The 19,025-nt window shown below is 63.9% G+C and carries 16 protein-coding genes; 2 read left to right on the top strand and 14 right to left on the bottom strand.

What is annotated here, in order from left to right; translation table 11 throughout:
- Window positions 1–88: 88 nt before the first annotated feature.
- The 10 genes from comJ to ACPTTF_RS20265 form a co-directional block, all read right to left on the bottom strand.
- Window positions 89–562 carry a competence protein ComJ gene (gene comJ, locus ACPTTF_RS20310; RefSeq protein ID WP_423367945.1) on the bottom strand — a complete coding sequence of 158 codons (474 nt, stop codon included), beginning with the start codon at window positions 560–562 and terminating at the stop codon, window positions 89–91.
- Between the two features lie 96 nt (window positions 563–658).
- Entirely contained in the window at window positions 659–928 is a 270-nt protein-coding gene (locus ACPTTF_RS20305; RefSeq protein ID WP_423367944.1) for a hypothetical protein, read from the bottom strand.
- Window positions 929–1,188: 260 nt separating this feature from the next.
- Entirely contained in the window at window positions 1,189–1,824 is a 636-nt protein-coding gene (locus ACPTTF_RS20300; RefSeq protein ID WP_423367943.1) for a hypothetical protein, read from the bottom strand.
- A 7-nt stretch (window positions 1,825–1,831) separates the two neighbouring features.
- Complete coding sequence (locus tag ACPTTF_RS20295) at window positions 1,832–6,145, bottom strand: RHS repeat-associated core domain-containing protein (RefSeq protein ID WP_423367942.1); 4,314 nt, start codon at window positions 6,143–6,145, stop codon at window positions 1,832–1,834.
- A complete protein-coding gene (locus ACPTTF_RS20290; RefSeq protein ID WP_423367940.1) occupies window positions 6,142–6,600 on the bottom strand; it encodes a DcrB-related protein in 459 nt (152 codons plus the stop codon). The genes ACPTTF_RS20295 and ACPTTF_RS20290 overlap by 4 nt, the downstream gene beginning before the upstream one ends.
- Window positions 6,601–6,617: 17 nt before the next feature.
- The gene (locus ACPTTF_RS20285) at window positions 6,618–8,756 is read right to left on the bottom strand and encodes a type VI secretion system Vgr family protein (protein ID WP_423367939.1); all 2,139 of its coding nucleotides are present in this window, start codon (window positions 8,754–8,756) and stop codon (window positions 6,618–6,620) included.
- 21 nt (window positions 8,757–8,777) lie between these two features.
- Window positions 8,778–9,242, bottom strand: coding sequence for a hypothetical protein (locus ACPTTF_RS20280; RefSeq protein ID WP_423367937.1), 465 nt, complete (start codon window positions 9,240–9,242; stop codon window positions 8,778–8,780).
- Between the two features lie 33 nt (window positions 9,243–9,275).
- A complete protein-coding gene (locus tag ACPTTF_RS20275; protein ID WP_423367936.1) occupies window positions 9,276–9,785 on the bottom strand; it encodes an OmpA family protein in 510 nt (169 codons plus the stop codon).
- An 85-nt stretch (window positions 9,786–9,870) separates the two neighbouring features.
- Window positions 9,871–11,139 carry a diguanylate cyclase domain-containing protein gene (locus ACPTTF_RS20270; protein ID WP_423367934.1) on the bottom strand — a complete coding sequence of 423 codons (1,269 nt, stop codon included), beginning with the start codon at window positions 11,137–11,139 and terminating at the stop codon, window positions 9,871–9,873.
- The gene (locus ACPTTF_RS20265) at window positions 11,136–11,849 is read right to left on the bottom strand and encodes a YfiR family protein (RefSeq protein ID WP_423367933.1); all 714 of its coding nucleotides are present in this window, start codon (window positions 11,847–11,849) and stop codon (window positions 11,136–11,138) included. Before ACPTTF_RS20265 ends, ACPTTF_RS20270 begins: the two co-directional genes overlap by 4 nt.
- Before the next feature lie 482 nt (window positions 11,850–12,331).
- Between ACPTTF_RS20265 and ACPTTF_RS20260 the strand changes: the two genes are divergently transcribed.
- Both ACPTTF_RS20260 and ACPTTF_RS20255 read left to right on the top strand, forming a co-directional pair.
- Window positions 12,332–13,735, top strand: a complete 1,404-nt coding sequence (locus ACPTTF_RS20260; protein ID WP_423367932.1) for a hypothetical protein — start codon at window positions 12,332–12,334, stop codon at window positions 13,733–13,735.
- A gap of 142 nt (window positions 13,736–13,877) precedes the next feature.
- Window positions 13,878–15,119, top strand: a complete 1,242-nt coding sequence (locus ACPTTF_RS20255; protein WP_423367930.1) for an NAD(P)/FAD-dependent oxidoreductase — start codon at window positions 13,878–13,880, stop codon at window positions 15,117–15,119.
- Window positions 15,120–15,142: 23 nt separating this feature from the next.
- On the opposite strand, the gene ACPTTF_RS20250 is transcribed toward ACPTTF_RS20255, so the two are convergent.
- From ACPTTF_RS20250 to ACPTTF_RS20235, 4 genes are all read right to left on the bottom strand, one after another.
- Window positions 15,143–15,910, bottom strand: coding sequence for a FadR/GntR family transcriptional regulator (locus tag ACPTTF_RS20250; RefSeq protein WP_423367929.1), 768 nt, complete (start codon window positions 15,908–15,910; stop codon window positions 15,143–15,145).
- A 68-nt stretch (window positions 15,911–15,978) separates the two neighbouring features.
- The gene (locus ACPTTF_RS20245; RefSeq protein ID WP_423367928.1) at window positions 15,979–16,869 is read right to left on the bottom strand and encodes an amidohydrolase family protein; all 891 of its coding nucleotides are present in this window, start codon (window positions 16,867–16,869) and stop codon (window positions 15,979–15,981) included.
- Between the two features lie 77 nt (window positions 16,870–16,946).
- The gene (locus tag ACPTTF_RS20240) at window positions 16,947–17,888 is read right to left on the bottom strand and encodes a substrate-binding domain-containing protein (RefSeq protein WP_166961511.1); all 942 of its coding nucleotides are present in this window, start codon (window positions 17,886–17,888) and stop codon (window positions 16,947–16,949) included.
- Between the two features lie 97 nt (window positions 17,889–17,985).
- On the bottom strand, window positions 17,986–19,023 hold the full coding sequence (locus ACPTTF_RS20235; protein WP_423367927.1) for an ABC transporter permease: 1,038 nt from the start codon (window positions 19,021–19,023) through the stop codon (window positions 17,986–17,988).
- Window positions 19,024–19,025: the final 2 nt, after the last annotated feature.

Here is a 19,025-nt window from a genome sequence, read left to right as displayed (position 1 = left end):
CCATCCATTGGCAAATCGAAACGTTCCACAAAATTCCCGAGTCCAGATGTAAGAAAGAGGACTCGAAACTGCACACCGACGAACGGCTTCAGCTGCCGAACTTCCCCGCTATGAGCGGTTTATCTTTCGCGCCACCCCAAATATCATTTCGCAGATACATCGCTTGCCGATGTACCGTTCCTGAAACAAACGTGAATTTGTAGAAAACCTCTTCTCCTTCACAAACCTCGTAATAGACGTCGTAGGCGTTAAGTGGAAGGTCCAACGTAATCTTGAATTTCTCGGTCGCCGAGGCGATTTCGAGTGAACTGCGATCCTCGATACGAAAAGGCGCCACGAAGCATCTTGCGCCCGGATCGTCCATCTCGAACTTGTCCGCCACCTGCAAGTACATCTTTCCACCGAAGGCATCGTCTGGAAGCGGATCAAAAATGAGGTAGTCAGTATGCAGCACCGCCCCCTGATCGACGTTTCCGGCTCCCCATTGACTTAACCCTTCATCGTACGGCCTAGACCGAACCAATATTTGGCTATGGGAAATCAGTAGGTCAACCGACCGCATGCTCGCTCCTTGAGTATTCGATGGATACTCTCTAAAAGTTCCATTTCGAGTTGCATGGAATTTCAACACGCCTTCGTCGCCGCCTTCAAACACAACCTACTGATTGCCGGTGGCAGCATTCCAGGCGCGCTCAAAATCTTCCTGCTTAATTTCGTCTTCTAACGAGATATCAAGCTCACTTCTCGTTCCATCAAAAAGCAAAAATCCTATATCAGGATTCCAATCGTGCACGGATGAAGATGTGCATGCAGCCCCGTTATCAGGATGGCTAATTTGACGCGTCGCCACACCATCGATAAATTCCGTAAAAATCTCTCCGGAGCCGCACGGAAACTCTGTCTTGGAGTGAAAATACTCTTTTTTCATGAGCAACCCGATCCGCTTCTTTTTACGCGGTTTAAATTATCAAGCGGCGCCTTCCCTTCAACCAGGCAAATTCTAAGGTCGGCCTACATGCGACTGACAGGATGAGCACGATTCATTTAGTTTCACTCCACCCAAGGAGATGTCTCAGTGAGTATCTTCAGCACCTTCATCTCGAAATTGCCTACCGGGGGAGCGGGGTGACAAATTACCGCACAAAAACCTCTGTTTTGCCACCCAAGTTGCCTCAATCACCTATCGCATTAAGGTTCCGGGTAAACGGAAATCTTCCTTTGATCACGAATCTCAAAAATCTTCACATCGCTTCCGCCTCCCTCAACCGAAAGTACTCGATCGGGAAAACGGCCCTCCGGCCACTTGACTGTTATTTCAACAATATCTCCGGCAGCGCCATATGAATAGATCGTTTCAGTATACTCAAGATTTCTTTTTTCGATCTGAAACACTTCAGAAACCCTGCCATTTACATAATTCAATCGCACGACGCGAGTTATCTGGGAGTCAGGATTTTCCCTAAATGTATTTCCATAAACGTACCGAGTTGCAGCGTTTTCCGAGTATTCGTAAAAATCATCGGAACGCATCCAATCCTGGTTCCCGGGTGGCCCCCCCAATTTCCCGTACGCAACCATATGTATTACTCGCCCTTGATCATCGTACGAATAACAATACCGTCGGGGACCAGGCTCCGATTTACTTTTCAACATACGTCCAGGCTTCACTCCAAGTATCTCAGTACGATAGGGCTCGAGAGAAAACGGGGCACCAACGCCAGTTCCCCACCCTTCTGATTTAGCACCCTCTTTCGCCTGCTGCAAAAACTTTGAATAAGCTCCATCACTTTCATGCAGCAGCTTAACAAGACCATCCTTATTCATTTCTCACCTATCTTTTCCTGGGGAATGTCTTCCCACCCTCAAGGTCGGTTCTGATTTTATCCAACCCAGCGTGAAAATCGGGAACCGTATTTGCCTTATCTAAATTATCAAAAACGTATTGTTTGTATGCGTTGCTATGAACGCCTTCCCCGGAATGGGCGGTCGATAAATCGCCGGTCAGACGAGAGCTAGTGTTTTTAGGCAACCAAGCGCCATTTTCACCCGCATTAATTGGAATCCCGAGATTATCCATTTTGGTTCGTAACGCTACCATTCTCGGATCAGTCGAGTTCGACATTACGATATGGTGCGCCCGGTAGTCAGCGCTAGGTCTACTTCCGAGATTCTGTGCAAGTTCCTTCGCGTCACTGGAGCACGATAGACCCCATGGATCAATCCAGCTTATTGGGTTCGGTGCGTATTGATAGAGGTTAATGCCTCCCACCAACCTGATCGGATCCGGATTGATGAAGCGCCCGATGTCCGGATCGTAGAACCGGAAAGTGTTGTAGTGCAGCCCAGTCTCGCGATCCAGATACTGCCCTTGGAAACGTAGATTCTGCGGCCGCGGCACATCAGTTCGCACTGGCATCGCCGCTTGCCCACCGCCCCACTCCGGTGTTGGCCACTGCGGTGCCCGCGCGATCCATTCTTCCTGCACCGTGTTGCCCCACACCTTGTAGCGAGCCTGCCAGACCAGTTCGCCATCGGCGTCGGTCAGTTCCTCCGGCAACCCCGATACGTCATTATGGAAATAATAGACAGCGTCCCGCGCATCGGCATCGTTCGCCGCCGGTGCGCGGTGGTCAATGCGTGCGAGTGGCGCATCGCTGTCCGGTTCGTACAGGTAAGTCAGCGCCTCTTCACCATTCCGGTCGTGGTACGTCTCCTGCACGAGCCTCATGCCGTCCCATAGGAAGTCCGTGCTCGCGTAACTGCCATTGAGCTTACGGATTCGGCGACCGAACGCGTCGTATTCGAAATGCGTGGTCGACACTCCGAGACGGTCCTTCGTCACGACTGTCTTCAACTGATGCCAATCGTCGTACTCGAGGGTCAGCTCTTTGGCGGGTCCGTGACCGCTTAGCTTGCGAACAAGCCGCCCGTACGTGTCGTACTCGAAGCGCTTATCCTCGAACATCCTGAGCCTGTTGTGCTCAACATAGCCACCTGGGTGATCGCTCGATACCAGGTTCGCTGCCGCATCCCAGTGGAACACTTCCGACGGCAACCCCGGACCAATCGACTGCTCGATTCGGCCTGTCGGATCGTAGCGATAGCTGATCGTGCCGTAGCGCTGGTCGCGCTTCTGGACAACATCTCCAGCCGCATCGTACCGCCACTGCTTGGCGAGCAGCGCTTCCACCGTGGCACCGCGTTGCGCGGCGAATCGTGTACGGCGGCCGACCGCGTCATACCCAAACCGGCCGGTCAGCCCGCCCTGTGTGCGCAACACCTCGCGATGCAAATCGTCGCGCTCGATGTCGGTGATCGCCGTGTCGCCAACACGGATCTGGTGAACGTGACCCGAACCGTATTGCAACCAGTCGATCGAGCGCTCGCCCGATATTGTCGTACCGACACGGTTGCCGAGTTCGTCGTACGTGTGCGCTAGCCAACCGGTCGGCGTGTATTCCTCGAGCACCTCGCCGCGCGCGCCGTTCTTCAGGTTGACTCGATTCTTCAGCGACAGGCCACTCGCGGTATGTGTATACAGCTCACCGGACGTGATTCGACTCGCCTTGTCGTACAGGTATTCGCAACGTTCGCGCCCGGATGCCTTGGCCGTCAGCCGCCCGAGCGCGTCGCGCTCGTACGTTGTCTGGAGTGTGCCCTCACGCAGCGCAATGCCCAGTCCGCACGTATCGTACCTATATGCGCGGACGCTACCATCCAACCCAGCCTCTTCAACCAGCAGGTCACGACAGTCATAGCGGAAGCGATAGGTCTCCCGATTCTCGTTGGTCAAACTCGCGAGCCGGAACACATCGTCGTAGCCAAATCGCACGACGCGGCCGGCTGCGTCAGTACGTGACAACAACAGTCCACGCGCATTGACCTCGTAGCGCGTGCTGCGCTGGTTCGGGTCAACGACCTCGACGAGACGCCCAGCCGCATCGTAACGGAACATCTGACGGGCATCGTCGGCCCTCACTAGCACCGTGACACGCCCCATCGCATCCGTTTCATAGACGGTGGACTGGCCCATCGCGTCGGTCACGCGCGCAAGCGTACCTCGCGCATCGTATGCAAACCGCGTGACCTTGCCTGAACAATCCGTGTACGAGGTCAACTGCGCACGGCCATTCCATTCGAGAAACTTGTAACCGCCCCGCGCATCGCGGATCGTATGCACCAACCCGCGCTCATCCCGGTAATACTCGGTCGCGAAGCCCGCCGGATCGCGCGTCATCGTCAGATTGCCGCGATCGTCGTAGCGGTAGATCCAGCGCGAATTGGCCGGATCGGTTTCCGCGACAGGCAGATCGTAGTGCCCGTTCCACTCGGTACGCTCAACCTGGCCGAGCGCGTCGATGCGCTGCGTCTGCCGCCCGCGCTCGTCATATTCGAAGCGGGTCGTATTCCCTGCCGGGTCGGTCGTACTGACCAACTGCCGCATCGCGTTCCATTCGAGCTGCCACACGTGGCCTTCAGCATCCGTATGACTCGTCGGCTGCTGATCCTCGTTCCACGTCCACTGCGTCACGCGACCGATCTGGTCGGTAATTGTCACCGTGCGCCTGGCGAGGTCCGCATTGAACGTGTACGCTTCGCCGTCGTTGGTCCAGTGGCGCACGACACGCGCGTTGCGACCAACGCCATCCCACGCATAAAAACACTGCAAGCCGCCGCGCAACGTGTGCTGAACCATCAATCCACGCTCGTACGCAAAGCGCCGCGCGGTGTGGCCGCTGCGGTCCGTAACAGCAACCAGCTCGCCAACATCGTTGTACGCGTAACGCACCAGCGTATCGGGTTGCTCACCGTCCACACCACGGGTCAGCTCGATCGCGGCAATGCGTCGAGCGTGCGATTTATCGTAGACGAGCGTCAGCATGCGACCAGCGCTGTCATGCAGTCGTGCAGGCCGCACAACCTCACCGGCCGCTTCCTGCTCCACCTCGATCCAGTTACCGTTGCGATCCTCGAGACGCCACAGCTTGAGCGCCTCGCTGTCCGCATCGCTACGAGCACGACCGAAATCGCGATACACACCATCGACCGTTTCGACCACATAGTGGCCACCCGCGGTGCAGATCAGGTAAATGCCTTCGGGAACGCTGAAGTGACTCTCACCCGGCGGCACGGCGGGAAACACGATGTCGCGCCCCTGCTCATCCCAATACGTGATCGACGTAACCGCGCCATGCTCACGCGCCACCCGCAGCTCAACGCTGATCGGCACGCTCCATCCCGTCCCGAACAGGCTGTCGGCACGATCATCGAGGCTGCTATAGAAACGTTGCCACACGATCGGCAGCGGCCCGGGCAACGCAAAATCGGTGTCGTCCGTGCCGTCGAGAACCTTGCTGCCGGTAATGACGTTGACCGGATGCCCTGCCGACGGCTTCGCCAGACTACCCAGCCAGGTACCGAACGCACTCGCCGCAAAATTCACCGCAAGACACGGCACCTTGCTCTTCAGAAACTGCCCCCAACTCATCTTCCCGCGCCCGCAAACCGCGAGCGCAATACCGAGCGCCGCCCCCAGCCACCCGAGCCGGGTAGCCGACTTCACGTCCCGCACCCGCTGCGTCCCGCCGCCGATAAAAACGTTATCCGAACCCTCGGCAATCGTCCCGTCGCAAGTCGTCTTGTCCCCGACCCGCGCAGCCGGTTGATCGTTGATATAAACGCTCCCGGACCCATCGGCAATCATCTGCGGCCCGGGATGATCGGTACACGCAACGGTATCGAGATCGCCCGGCTTCGCCGCCCGCGCCGCCGGCTCGTTGTTGACGTAAACGTTCCCCGATCCGCTCGCGATCTTGCCTTTGATCACGGGCGGCACCATCGAATTGGCCAGTGCCTTCGCGCCGTCGTCGATGGCGTCGTTCATGCCGCTAGCTTCCATCAGCGCGCCCGAGCCAACGGCCACGCCAACACCGATCGCGATGACAAGCGGCGTTGCCAACCCGGCTGTGCCGATCTCGAGCAATGCCAGGCCGGCGAACACCAGCCCCTCCATGGCCTCCGCCACCAACATGCCGACGACGGCGCCGCCGACCACCGACCCGACCGTGCCGACAAGCTCACCCAATAACGACGTGTGCTGGATCGGATCTTTGAAGCGAGCGGCCGCGAAGTTCTCCGCGCTCACGACGCGTCACCCGGCCCGAGCAGGGTCGGTCGCGCCGCGCGCGGCTGGAAACTGGCCAGCATGCGGTCGGCGATCGCCTGCTGCTCGTCGGTCAGCGGCGCCGCGCTGGTCAACGTCATCACCAGCACGCGGCCTGCGTCGTCCGACGGAAACATGGTCTGCATCTGATGCCAGAGCCGGCCGTCCCGCTCGTGCGTGGAGTCGATCTGGACGCCCGCGCGCCCGGCGACGGTCACGGGCCGGCGCGCCTTCTCGGTGAGCATCCTGGCATCGCGCGACGCCACATCCCATTCGCGCGCGACGAACGCGTCGAGATTCTCCCCGTCGCGCAACCGCCCGCGGGCGATCACGAGATTGAGGCCGCCGGGGCCGGCGTTCATCACGAGAATGTTGACCGTACGGTCGAGCGCCGCGTCCGGCAGTTCGAAGGTGCCTTCGTGGATTGCGTAGTGCATGGCTGGTTTCGTTCGTATTATTTGTTGAGATCGATGCGCTGGCCGTTGACCATCACGCCGTCGTCGGTCATCAGGATCACGGAGCCCTTGTGCTCGAGGCGAATGCCTTCCGGCGCAAGCGAAATCGAGCTGTCCATCACCTTCAGCAGGATGCCGCGCTCGGCGATGTGCACCTGCGTGCCGCCGCCCCCGTCCTTGGCCGGCGTCATCACCTCGACGGTGGTTGCGGTCGTACTGCGCTTCTCGGAAATCGTCTCGGTCAGGTTGCCCTGCGGAATCTGCTTCTCTTCGCTGCCTGTGGCCACCAGCACGGTACGCATCGGCCCCAGCACCTTGTGCGTCTCGTTGTGCTCGACGACGGTGTTCATGTCCTTCTGCGCGTGCATGAAGAATTCCTGCATGCCGTTCGTGTCGGTCATGCGGATCTCGTTCGACCCCTGCCCCTTGTGCGTCTGGCTCTTGATCCCCATCGTCTGGCCGGCCGCACCGTGATACGGGTTGCCTTGCTCGCCGTTGAACACGCGGCCGACGATCACCGGGTTGTCCGGATCGCCCTGGTTGAACGCGACGAGCACTTCCTGCTTGATCCGCGGAATCGCGGCCGCGCCCCAGCCGTCGCCCGCCCACGGTTGCGACACGCGCACCCACATCGAATCGGATCCGTCCTTCTTGCCGCGCCGGTCCCAAGGAAAGTGCACCTTCACCGCGCTGCCGTTGGTATAGATTTCCTCGCCCTTCGGCCCGACGACGATCGCCGACTGCGTGCCATGAATCACCGGCTTCGGCGTACCGCGCGTCGCGCGATACGGAACCTTCTTCGGCAACAGCGCGAAGCTGTTGCGGTACGGCAGCTTCGCGCTGTGCTGCGTGTAGTCGTTCACCGCCTCGTGACGCACCTGCAGGATCACGTATTCCTGGTTGTTCTCGAGCACCGGGTGATTCGCCACGGTGACGGCGCCCGCCGTGGTCATGCGCCACGCGTAGCCGCCGCCGGTATAGCGGTGGGCCTGCGCCTCCTCGGCCTCCATCGCGAAACGGGCGTAGCGGTTGCCGTCGTCGCCGTGGTCGTACAGCGACTGGTGCTCGAACCGCTCGGTCGCGTCGAGCCGCGCGTGCTTGAGGTTCTGCGGCCCGGCCTCCACCAGCATCAGCGGCGACGACGGGTTCTGGTGGTTGAAGTCGCGGAACGTGACCTTGCCGACGCCAAAGCGCCGGCCTTCGTGCAGCTGGTCGATACCGCTGTCCTCACTCGCCTCGGTGGCCGCGAACGGCACGGTGGCGAGCCCGTCGATCGGGCGGAACAGCAGGTTCGAATCGCCGATCACCAGAAGGTGCTTGTCCTTCTCGTAGCGGTGCGTCCACACGAGCCCCTCCTGCTCCATCAACCGCGCGCAGAAGTTGTAGTAGCTCTCCTGGTACATCACGACATACTCGAGCGGCTTCTGGCTCGTCCGGATATCGAACACGAAGTCGGAAAACCCGTGCTCCTGGAAAATCTCGGTGAGGATGTCCTGCGCGGTCTTGTTCTGGAAGATCCGGCAGTCGGTCGAGCGCGTCAGGAACCAGAACCACGGCACCGCCGTCAGGTGATACTGCGTGACGTTGCCGGGATTGCCGGCCCGGTCGAACGACGCGACGTAGCCGTCGAAGTAACGGTCATTGTCGGCGGCACCCGATGCGACGACGCGCTCGAGCGTCGAGAGGCGCGCCTGCTGGTCGAACCGGATCTTGACCTGCTGGCCGATCAGGTCCTCGGGGCGCAGGTCGTGGCGATGGGACAGCAGGTCGAGGTGGATCTCGGGCAACCGGTTCACGTACTCGTCGACGACGGCAGCGCTGACCAGCAGCACGTCCGGGCCGAGCGGCGTATCGAGCGTCACGTAGCGGTTGAGCTGGGTGAGGCGCGCGGGGTTGGCGGCGCCGTTGATCGCCTCGGCGATCGCGCCGGGCGTCTTGTCCATCAGCGAGAAGCCGGTCTGCGCGAGCTGCATCGCGCGCTGGACGGTGTCGACGTGCCCGGCCAGGCCCGCGAGCGGCCCGAGGCTGCCGGCGACACTCGACGCAACCGGGCCAGCCAGGCCGCCGAGCGCGCTCAAAGAGCCCAGCCCGCCGCCGCCCAAACCATTGGGAATACCCCCGTTCGGAGCGAAACTCATTCTTGTTCCTTGCGTATGATCTCAGGTTCCGTAGGCCGGCGGGCCGGCCCCAAAGCCCCGATAATGTAGGACAAATTCCGACAGCGCGAAAGTCACTCGCAAACGTTTCCATTCGAGCCCTGAAAACCGGGAACCCAGGCTGGCAGCGGGATTCCGGGGCAGGATCGCCCTCGGCAAACAAATGGCGAGGAAGTATTCAAAGAGCCGGCGGAGCGATTTCGTCCGGGCAAGTGACAGCACCGGCTCGAATGCGTCGAACGACACCATCCGGTCGTCGAAGACTGCTTCACCCGGTAATGCGCCACGTCGACATGACAAGGGCATGACGATCGGCTGCTTGCGCCGGGCGAACACCCGGAAGTCCGCGGCACGCGCCGCACCGCCTATGGCGCCGCGGCCGGAAACATCAGATCGGTACGGCAAACGTGTTCCGTTGCGTCTCCTTCCGATTGCATCGATCGGCGCGCGCCCATGCGCGATGCGCATCGGCGCCGGCCGCTGCCCCGCAGAAACGAGACCTCACCGCGGCGACACCACGATCGCCGCCCGCCGGTTCTGCGCGCGGCCCGCCGGTGTCCGGTTGTCACCCACCGGGTCGAGCTTCCCTTTCCCGACGACCGCGATGCGCTTCGCATCCAGCCCGAGATCGACGAGCTCGATCGCTACCACCTCGGCACGCCGCCGCGACAACTCGACGTCGTAGTCGTCCACGCCCTCTTCGTCCGAGTAGCCATAGACCCGCACCCCGTTGATCCCGGCCGAGTAGAGCGTGCGTCCGATCCGCTCGACGATCCGCCGCACATCGGGCTTGAGGTTGTAGCGGTCGAAATCGAACAGGATCGGTCCGGTCGAGCCGAATTCGAAACCCTGTTCGGTTTCCTGGAAACCGGCGGACTTGAGCGCCGTGACCTGCGTCTGCGTCAGCCCGCGATGAAGCGGCGGTGTCTTGCAGCCGCCCAGCAGCAGGCACAGCAGCAGCGCGCTCCAGACGCACGTCCGCCCGATGCCCACAGGAAACGAGTGGTTCATTTCGCATCCCCTTCGAGTGCGCCCGCGCCGGGCGCGCTTGTTGTCATCCGCGGCTGCGGCCTCGCCCGCAGCGCGAAACAATCGATCAAACCGGTCCCGCAACGCTTTCGGCCAGCTGCCACGAGCCTGGCCGGGCGCGCTTGGCCCGGTACATCGCTGCATCCGCCGCGCGCAGCAAACCGCTCGCGTCCGATGCGTGGTCGGGATACAGCGCAACGCCGGCACTCATCATGGTGGCCACCATGCGGCCGTCGGACAGCTCGATCGACGGCGCCATGCCGGACAATATCTCGTCGGCGATCCGGAACACGCTGCCCGCTTCGCGCACCGTCGCCAGCATCACCGCAAATTCGTCACCGCCGAGGCGCGCGACCAGATCGGTCTCGCGCACCTGCGTGCGCAGCCGCGACGCGATGCCGACCAGCACCGCGTCGCCGGCATCGTGGCCGAGACAATCGTTGATCTCCTTGAAGCGGTCGCAGTCCAGATACAGGATCGCGACCCGCTGGCCCGTCCCGTCGGCATCGACGAGCGCACGCGCGAGACGCGACTCGAACTGCACGCGATTGGGCAGCCCCGTGAGCGCATCGTGCGTCGCCTTGTGTTCGAGCGACGCGTTTTCGTCGCGCAGCGTGTTCTGCCAGTCTTCGAATTCGTCGAGCAGCGCGTTGAAGTCGTCACCGAGCTCGTTCAGTTCCGCGATCGCCGCCGGCTCGACGCGCCGTGCGAATACCCGTTCGCGCCGCACCGCATGCGCGACGCCGGCGAGCGCGCGCAACGGCGCGACGATGTTGCGCAGCAGGCGCTTCGAGCTCACATACGCGCCGAACACGCTGACGGCCAGGCAGCCGAGAATGCCGCCGATGCCGCCGAGCAGGAACCCGAAGAACTGGTGTCCGCGGCCGCGCACGACGACCTGCCCGACGACGATGCCGTCGTGCACGACCGGCACCGACACGGGCCCGGGCAGCGCGAGGTCGGCAACGACGCGCTCGAGCCGCGCGATCCCGTTTCCGGCAGGCAGCTGCCACGTCGCGAACGGCTGGCCCTTGCTGTCGGTCACCACGACCTGCGCGACGTCTTCCTCGCTCGCGATCATGCCGATCGCCTCGCTCGCCGCGACGCGATCGCCGAACACGAGCGCCGCCTCGACCGTATAACCGAGCGAGCGGGCCAGCAGGTTCAGGTTGTTGCCCGCATACGCACGCAACGCGATCACGGCGACCACGATCAACGACACGGCGGCCATCGCGACGGCGACGAACGCGAGGCGCAGGTGCGCACGGCGCAGCACGCTTTGCAGCGTGGGGCGCGACATGCGCGAAGGGGGCACGTGGAGCAAGGGCCGCATCATGGTGCCCCCGGCCGTCGCGCGAGATTGAGCACGTTCGGATGCACGCGCACGCCGCTGCGCGCCACCGCGTCGAGATTGATGTCGAACGACACGCGATCGCCATCGACATTGAGACAGAACATGCCGCCCGCGGTGCAGGACGGATCGTGTTCCGCGATCGTCAGGACCGGATGGCCGGCCAGTGCGGTTCTCACGCGCGTTCTCTCGTCGTTGTTCAAGGTCCCGAGATACACGACGTCGCACGCGATGCCGAGCGACGGATCGTCGAAGCGGACACGCTGCACGTCGAGCAGCGTCGAGCCCGCCTGCAGCGTATCGGTCAGGCCGCGCGCGTAGTCGGGCCGGCCCGTGACGCACAGGTGCAGGCGAACGGGCGTGGTCGGCCAGCGCGTGAAGCTGACGATGCCGAGCACGACCTGACGCACGGCGGAGTCGTGTGACGAAACGGCGGAATCGGGAGACGCCGAGGGATCGGCAGGGTTGGCGGCGGCGACGATACGCGTGGTGTCGACGGGATCGTCCGCGTCGGCGGGTACCCCCGCGAGCACGGCCGGCGCCGCACCCAGAACGCAAACGATTGCGAGCAACGCGTGGCGCAGCGAAGCGGTACGGCCGGGCCGGCCCGTCTTCCGCGCGGCAATCGCCGCCGCGCACATTGGCGTCGTTGCCGTCGCAAAACCGGCAGCCGCCGCGCACACTTTCGCATCCATGATGGCAACATCCGCTGGCGTTGCTCCGGCGCTGCCTCCCGCCTCCCTCCGTGCGCGAGCAGGCACCGTATCACGCGCACGATTGCTTCATCTTAGGTAAAAATCCGCGTGATCCACCAGTGGGAAACACCCGCTGGGAAGCGCGAAAAAGCAGGCTGAATCCAGTTTGCTCGCGACGCTGCGTGTGCATCCGATCATCGCCTCCGATTCAGCGTCGATACCGAAGTATTGATCGGCGGATTGGCGCGCCGGTTGCATCGTGGTCTGCCTGGGTAGGATTGGATTGGCCGCAACGGGATCGCAGTCGGCGTGCCGTTGGCAATAGCATCGCAACCACTCGACGCACACGACCGAGCATTCCCTTGAACGCGGACCGTCGCATCCGGTGAAGCGACCACTGCCGAGAAATCCGCTCGCGTAGAATGGCCGGCACCCACGATTCTTCCGACGAAACTGCACGCCATTTCGTCTCGCTGATTCCGATGAACCTGATCGCCAAGATTTTCGGAGCACGGCCACCGTCCACGGCGCCCGCGCATACGGTCTACTTGCCGCAAGGCCAACCGATGCCGCTCGCCGCCGCGCTGCAAATGGTCGCGTCGAGCCGCGACGTCACGCTGCTCGCGCAGGCGATCGGTCATTACTCGGGCTATGTTCGCGAAGCGGGGATCGCCCGCGCGGTCGAGCTTGGCGACAGCGCCCTGCTCGAACCGATTGCCGCACGCATCAACGACTGGGTGCCCGAAGTCCGGCGCGCCGCGACGAACGCACTCGTCACACTGCTCGCGACCGTGCCGCCCGCGTACTTCGCCGCCCTGCTTCCCTCGTTGCGCCAGCTCACGTCGGCCACGCGCGAAGATCACGGCCCATGGCTGCACGCATTCGAACAGCGGCTGGTGCAGGCAGGCGGCGTCGATACGATCGTCGACGCGATGCACGCCCCGGACTTCCGGCTCCGGCGCATCGCCTGCCTCGTCGCATTCGACCATCGGATCCTGCCGGCTGCCGAACTGGTCACGCACGGCCTGACCTCCGGCGACATCGTGCTCGCGCGGCGGGCGGCCACGATGCTCGACGACGTACCGGCAAGCGATCGCCTGCGCTGTATCGATCTCGCGGCCGACTCTCCATTCGGCCCGGTTCGCCACGCGGCGCTCGTTCACATGATCGACGAAGGCATCGACGACGGCACCGAGCAATTCCTGTGGCGGGCAACGCTCGATCCGCAAGGCAGCGTGCGCGCTACTGCGGCCCGGTTGCTCGCCGAACTCGGCCGAGATGTCGCGGACCGCTGCGTTGCGCTGCTCGATGCAGGCACGTTGCCTGCCACTCGGGTTCGCGCGGCGTTGTCGTTGCTCGCCGAACTGCGTGCGCCTGCCGCAATAGCAACGATGGAGCGGTTCTCGACGGATGTCCGCAGCCCCGTCCGCGCGCACGCACTCGTGCTGCTGGCACGGCTGTCGCCATCCATCCGGGACGAGGTTGCCGCACGCGCATTGCTGGACCCCGCCCGCAGGATTCGCAAAACCGCAGTGCGCCTGTGCGAGCAAGGCGCATTCGTCTCGCTCGCGCAGATCGAACAGGTGCTCGAGCGGCACGGCGATCGCCATGCCGCACGTGCGATCTGCTCACGGGATCAGTGGGACAGTCTCGTGTGCATCGTGCTGATTGCCGCGCGCAATGAGCAACCGGACGTTCCGGACGACGCGCTGACGCGCGACGTGCAAACATGGCTGCGCAATCCCGTCGCGATGTGGACGCGCCCCGGCGCAGCACAGCGCGCGATGCTCGACACGCCGGAAGCCACACGCCTGCTGGCGACAGTTGCACGCGATCATCGCGACGAACTGCGCAGCCGGCTTCTGGAACACGGCATCGAGATCTGATGCGTGAACGGCTGGCAACTGACAGCCCGCAACACGCCCCGCGCCGTCGCGAGTATGCTTGCAGTTCGAACGACTTCCCATTCGGGCGAAGCAACAGCCACGATCTCGCGCTGGCCCGGCTAACCGTCACTCACCACCCCAGATGGACTTCGACGTCATCGTTCTCGGCGCCGGCATCGTCGGCGTCTCCGTCGCGCTGCACCTGCAGGATCGCGGCCGCAAGGTCGCCCTCGTCGATCGCGGCGCGCCCGGCGAAGGCACGAGCTTCGGAAACGCAGGGCTGATCGAGCGCTCGTCGGTCGAGCCGTATCCGTTCCCGCGCAGCCCGTTCACGCTGATGCGTTACGCGCTGAACCGCTCGACCGATCTCTACTGGCACAGTGCGTCGCTGCCCGCGTTCGCGCCGTGGCTCGCGCGTTTCTGGTGGGAATCGGCGCCGCTGCGCCACGCGGCGGCTTCGCGCGACATGCTGCCGCTGATCGAGCGCTGCCTCGTCGAACACGACGCGCTGATCGCGCGGGCCGGTGCCGGCGAACTGATTCGCGCGAACGGCTGGCTGGAAGCGTTCCGCACGCCCGCCGCGTTCGAACGCGGCGTGGCCGAGGCCGGGCTCACCGCGCGCCGCCACGGGCTCGGCATCACGCCGCTCGATGCCGCCGCGCTGCTCGCGCACGAACCGAGCCTCGCCCCCGGCTTCTGCGGCGCGCTGCACTGGCTCGATCCGAAAAGCGTCGTCGATCCGGCCGCGCTCGTCAAAGCGTATGCGCATCTGTTCGTGCAAGGCGGCGGCACGCTGCTGACCGGCGACGCCGCGAGCCTCGACGCGCTGTCGCCCGGCTGGCAGGTGAACACACAGGACGGCCCGGCCGCCGCGCCGGCTGTCGTCGTCGCGCTCGGCCCATGGTCCGACACGGTGTTCGGCAAGTTCGGCTACAACATTCCGCTGCGCGAGAAGCGCGGTTATCACATGCACTACGCGCCGTCCGCGCGCGGCGTGCCGTCGGCGCCGATCGTCGATCGCGAATACGGTTACGTGATCGCACCGATGAAGCGCGGGCTGCGGCTGACGACCGGCGTCGAGATCGCGCGCCGCCGCGTGCCGCCGACCGGCGTGCAGCTCGAACGGGCAGAACGCGTCGCGCGCCCCATGTTCGGTTTCGGCGAGCGGCTCGACCCGCAGCCGTGGCTCGGCTTCCGGCCGTGCACACCCGACATGCGCCCGGTGATCGGCCCCGCGCCCGCGCATCGTGGGCTGTGGTTCGCCTTCGGGCACAACCATCACGGGCTGACGCTCGGCCCCGTCACAGGCCGCCTGCTGGCCGAGATGATGACGGGCGAAGCGCCGTTCACCGATCCGGCGCCGTATCGCGCGGATCGCTTCTGACCAGGCAACGCATCAAGGCGCGCTCAGTCGAGCGCGCGGCCGAAGATGCGGATCACTTCGTCGAGATGCTCGGCCATCGCGCGGCGCGCGGCCTCCGGGTCGCGTGCGCGGATCGCATCGAGGATCGCGCGGTGTTCCAGTTCCGAGCGGTGCGGCATGTCGTTCGGCATGTACAGCGACTGCAGCCGCTGGAACATCAGGTCGTACTTGTGCGCGAGCAACTGCTTGATCATCAGCGCATACGCGGCGTTGTCGCTCGCTTCCGCGATGCGGATATGAAACAGCCGGTCGCCCGGATGGGTGAGCGAGCCACTGCGATTGTCTTCCTGGTTGCGCAGGAACGCCGCGTGGATGCCTTCGATCTGCTCGTCCGAGCCGTGCTTCGCGGCAAGCGCCGCGGCTTCCGGCTCGATCAGCCGACGCGCCTGCAACAGCGCGAACGGCGGGATTTCGGTATCGAGATCGAGCGCGATGCCGAGTTCGGGATCGATCTCGATGACCGTGAACGGCGTGGCCTTTTCTGCAAGGACAGGCGTGGGTTCGGGTGCGGCGGCCGTTTCGGGGTGGCGCACCTTCACGCCGTCGCCGACGCGCACGCTGACGAGCCCGCTCACTTCGAGCGCGATCAGCGCCTCGCGCACCGACGTGCGCGACACGCCGAACCGTTCGGCGAGTTCACGCTCGGGCGGCAGATAGCTGCCCGGCGGAAAATCGCCGGACTCGATCATCGCACTGAGCTTGTCGGCGATCTGCTGGTACAGGCGGCGGTTCTGGATCGGCTGGATGGACATACGTTGATGCTGGTAATCGGTTGCATTGCGGACGGCCCGGCGAAACGCACGGGCCGTTCGCGCCTATTTTATATGCCGCGCTTCACGTCGCCCGGCACCGCATAACACCGCGCGGCCGTGCCGCCCCACAGCGCGTTGCGCTCGGCCGCCGACAGCCGCGATTCGGCCCAGCGCTCGACGATCGATGCGACTTCGTCATATGACGCGGCCAGCAGGCACACGGGCCAGTCCGATCCGAACATCAGCCGCTGCGGGCCGAACGCGTCGAGCGCCGCGTCGAGACACTGCTCGATATGCCGGACGTCCTTCCCGCGCAGGCCGCGCTTCCAGTCCGCCTCGGTCACGAGCCCCGACAGCTTGCACGCAACATGCGCCAGCGCGCCCAGCTCGTGCAACGCGGCGCGCCAGCGCGCGAGCGCCGATTCGTCGCGCTCGAATTCGGCCAGCGCGGGCTTGCCGACGTGATCGAGCACGAGCCAGTGCGCGTCGTGCCGTGCGCAGAACGCCTGCACGTCCGGCAACTGGCGCTCGAACACGAGCACGTCATACACGTAACCGTTCGCCTGCAGCCACGCGACGCCGCGGTTGAAGCCGGGATCGGCGACGAACGCGCCGGCGTCGGCCTCGTCCTGCACCTGGTGACGAAAGCCGCGCAGCTTCGGGCTGCGCCATTCGGCGACCCGCTCGGCGAGCTGCGGCGCACCGAGATCCTCCCAGCCGACCACCGCCGCGATGTGCGCATCGTCACGGGCAAGATCGAGCAGGAACGCAGTCTCGTCGCGCCCGGCGCGCGCCTGCACCGCGATCGATGCGCCGAGCGCCTGCGCATGCATCAGCGGCCACAACGCGTCGGGCAGGTAGTCGCGCGCGAGCACGTCCATGCCGGCGCCGATCCACGGATAGTCGGCCGCGCGATAACGCCAGAAGTGCTGATGGGAATCGATACGCACTGCGCCCATGGTGTCCTCGTGTTCCGCTTCCGCCAACCGCCCGCGCCGCCGCACACGCCGCGCGCAGCGGCGCTGCGCCACGGCGGTCAGTCGTACAACACGGCCGCGATCTTCGGATCGTCGATATTGGTCTTGTCGTACCAATAGAAACCGGTATCGATGACCTTCGGCAGCTTCTCGCCCTTGATCGCCTTCACGGCCGCCTCGACCGTCTTGTAGCCGATGCCGATCGGGTTCTGCGTGATCGCGCCGGCCATCAGCCCGCTGCGGATCGCGTCCTTCTGCTGCTTGCCCGAATCGTAGCCGACGATCACGACCTTGCGCTTCATTTCTCTCACGCCGTTGACCACGCCGATCGCCGAGCCTTCGTTGGTGCCGAACAGCCCCTTGAGCTTCGGATACGCCTGCAGGATCGACTTCGTCACCTCTGTCGACTTCAGCTGATCGCCTTCGCCGTACTGCACGGTCACGACCTGCACCTTCGGGTGCGCCGCTTTCATCCGTTCGAGAAAACCGTCGCGGCGGTCGATGCCGGTGCGGCTCGTCTGGTCGTGCGCAACCACGGCCACTTCACCTTCGTCGCCGATCAGCGCAGCGAGCTTGTCGGCGGCGAGCGATGCGGCCGCCTTGTTGTTGGTCGCGGCCGTCGTCACCGGGATGTCGCTGTCGACGCCCGAGTCGAACGCGATCACGGGGATCTTCTCGGCCTGCGCCTTCTTCAGCAGCGGCAGCGCGGCCTTGCTGTCGAGCGCCGCGAAGCCGAGCGCGGCCGGCTTCTTCGCGATCGCGGCGGACAGCATGTCGATCTGCTTGTCGACCATCGCCTCGGTTTCGGGGCCTTCGAACGTCACCTTCACCTTGTAGTCCTTCGCGGCCTGCATCGCGCCCGATTTCACGGCCTGCCAGAACTGATGCTGGAAGCCCTTCGAGATCAGCGGGATATAGGTTTCCTGCGCGTGCGCGCCGGCCGTGACGCCGACGGCGAACGTCAGCCCGACAATCGCGTTCAACACCTTGCTCCTGATCACTTCGCGTCTCCTTTTTTCGTATCGACTAAAACGACTGGAACGTCTGGAACGCCGGCCGGAACCGGCGGTGAAGCACATGCGTACGCGGATACCCGCGTCAGCGGCGCCGCCGGCGCAGGATGTCGACGTAGACGGCCAGGATGATGATCACGCCCGTCACGACCGTCTGCCATTCCTGCGCGACCGACATGATGCGCAGGCCGTTCGTCAGCACGCTCATGATGAACGCGCCGATGATGGTGCCGACGATGCTTCCCGCGCCGCCCGACAGCGACGTGCCTCCGATCACGACGGCCGCGATCGCATCGAGCTCGTAGCCCTGCCCGAGCGCGGGCTGCGCGGAATTCAGCCGCGATGCGATCAGCAGCCCGGCGATCCCGCACACCGCGCCGCTGAACGTATAGACCGCGATCTTCCACGCGTCGACGTTCACGCCGGACAGCCGCAGCGCTTCCTCGTTGCTGCCGAGCGCGAACGTGTAGCGGCCGAAGATCGTGCGGTTCAGCACGATCGACGCACCGATCGCGACGAGGAACAGGATCAGCACCGCGTTCGGGATCGGCAGCGCGGGAATCAGGTTGCCGATCAGCGAATCCTGCGCGATCGACGTGAAGCCCGGCGTGTCGTTGAAGTAGATCGGCCGCGTGCCCGAGATCACGAGCGACAGCCCCTTGAGCAGCATCATCATGCCGAGCGTCGCGATGAACGGCGGCACCTTCATCTTTGCGATCACGAAGCCCGACACGCAGCCCGACAGCGCGCCGAAGCACAGCGCGGCCAGGATCCCGAGCGGCAGCGGCATCCCCCATTTCGTGAGCACGACGCCGGCCATCACCGCGCAGAACGTCATCAGCGTGCCGACCGACAGGTCGATGCCCGACGTGATGATCACGTACGTACACGCGACCGCCAGCACGCCGTTCACGGCGGTGGCCTGCAGGATCGTGACGAGGTTGTCGACTTCGAGGAAGTTCGGCGACGCGATGCTGAAGAACACGATCAGCAGCACGAGGCTCGCGAACGCGAGCAGCTTCTGCCGCGCGGCCGGGTTGAAGAAGCGCGACTTCAGGCTCGACGCGCCGGCCGGCGTATCGCCGGAAGCGAGGGGCGGAACGGGATGCGTATCGTTGGACATGA

The sequence above is a fragment of the Burkholderia crassaminum genome, from assembly GCF_964265005.1.
Taxonomy (GTDB): domain Bacteria; phylum Pseudomonadota; class Gammaproteobacteria; order Burkholderiales; family Burkholderiaceae; genus Burkholderia.
Note: the sequence above shows the minus strand (reverse complement) of the source record. Positions and strands in the feature narration are given on the sequence as shown.

Coding starts and splice junctions, on each gene's coding strand:
- ACPTTF_RS20270 (WP_423367934.1), bottom strand. CDS start 11,139: ATGATGCGGCCCTTGCTCCACGTGCCCCCTTCGCGCATGTCGCGCCCC.
- ACPTTF_RS20300 (WP_423367943.1), bottom strand. CDS start 1,824: ATGAATAAGGATGGTCTTGTTAAGCTGCTGCATGAAAGTGATGGAGCT.
- ACPTTF_RS20250 (WP_423367929.1), bottom strand. CDS start 15,910: ATGTCCATCCAGCCGATCCAGAACCGCCGCCTGTACCAGCAGATCGCC.
- ACPTTF_RS20265 (WP_423367933.1), bottom strand. CDS start 11,849: ATGGATGCGAAAGTGTGCGCGGCGGCTGCCGGTTTTGCGACGGCAACG.
- ACPTTF_RS20260 (WP_423367932.1), top strand. CDS start 12,332: ATGAACCTGATCGCCAAGATTTTCGGAGCACGGCCACCGTCCACGGCG.
- ACPTTF_RS20305 (WP_423367944.1), bottom strand. CDS start 928: ATGAAAAAAGAGTATTTTCACTCCAAGACAGAGTTTCCGTGCGGCTCC.
- ACPTTF_RS20245 (WP_423367928.1), bottom strand. CDS start 16,869: ATGGGCGCAGTGCGTATCGATTCCCATCAGCACTTCTGGCGTTATCGC.
- ACPTTF_RS20255 (WP_423367930.1), top strand. CDS start 13,878: ATGGACTTCGACGTCATCGTTCTCGGCGCCGGCATCGTCGGCGTCTCC.
- ACPTTF_RS20280 (WP_423367937.1), bottom strand. CDS start 9,242: ATGCGCATCGCGCATGGGCGCGCGCCGATCGATGCAATCGGAAGGAGA.
- ACPTTF_RS20290 (WP_423367940.1), bottom strand. CDS start 6,600: ATGCACTACGCAATCCACGAAGGCACCTTCGAACTGCCGGACGCGGCG.
- ACPTTF_RS20285 (WP_423367939.1), bottom strand. CDS start 8,756: ATGAGTTTCGCTCCGAACGGGGGTATTCCCAATGGTTTGGGCGGCGGC.
- ACPTTF_RS20275 (WP_423367936.1), bottom strand. CDS start 9,785: ATGAACCACTCGTTTCCTGTGGGCATCGGGCGGACGTGCGTCTGGAGC.
- comJ (WP_423367945.1), bottom strand. CDS start 562: ATGCGGTCGGTTGACCTACTGATTTCCCATAGCCAAATATTGGTTCGG.
- ACPTTF_RS20235 (WP_423367927.1), bottom strand. CDS start 19,023: ATGTCCAACGATACGCATCCCGTTCCGCCCCTCGCTTCCGGCGATACG.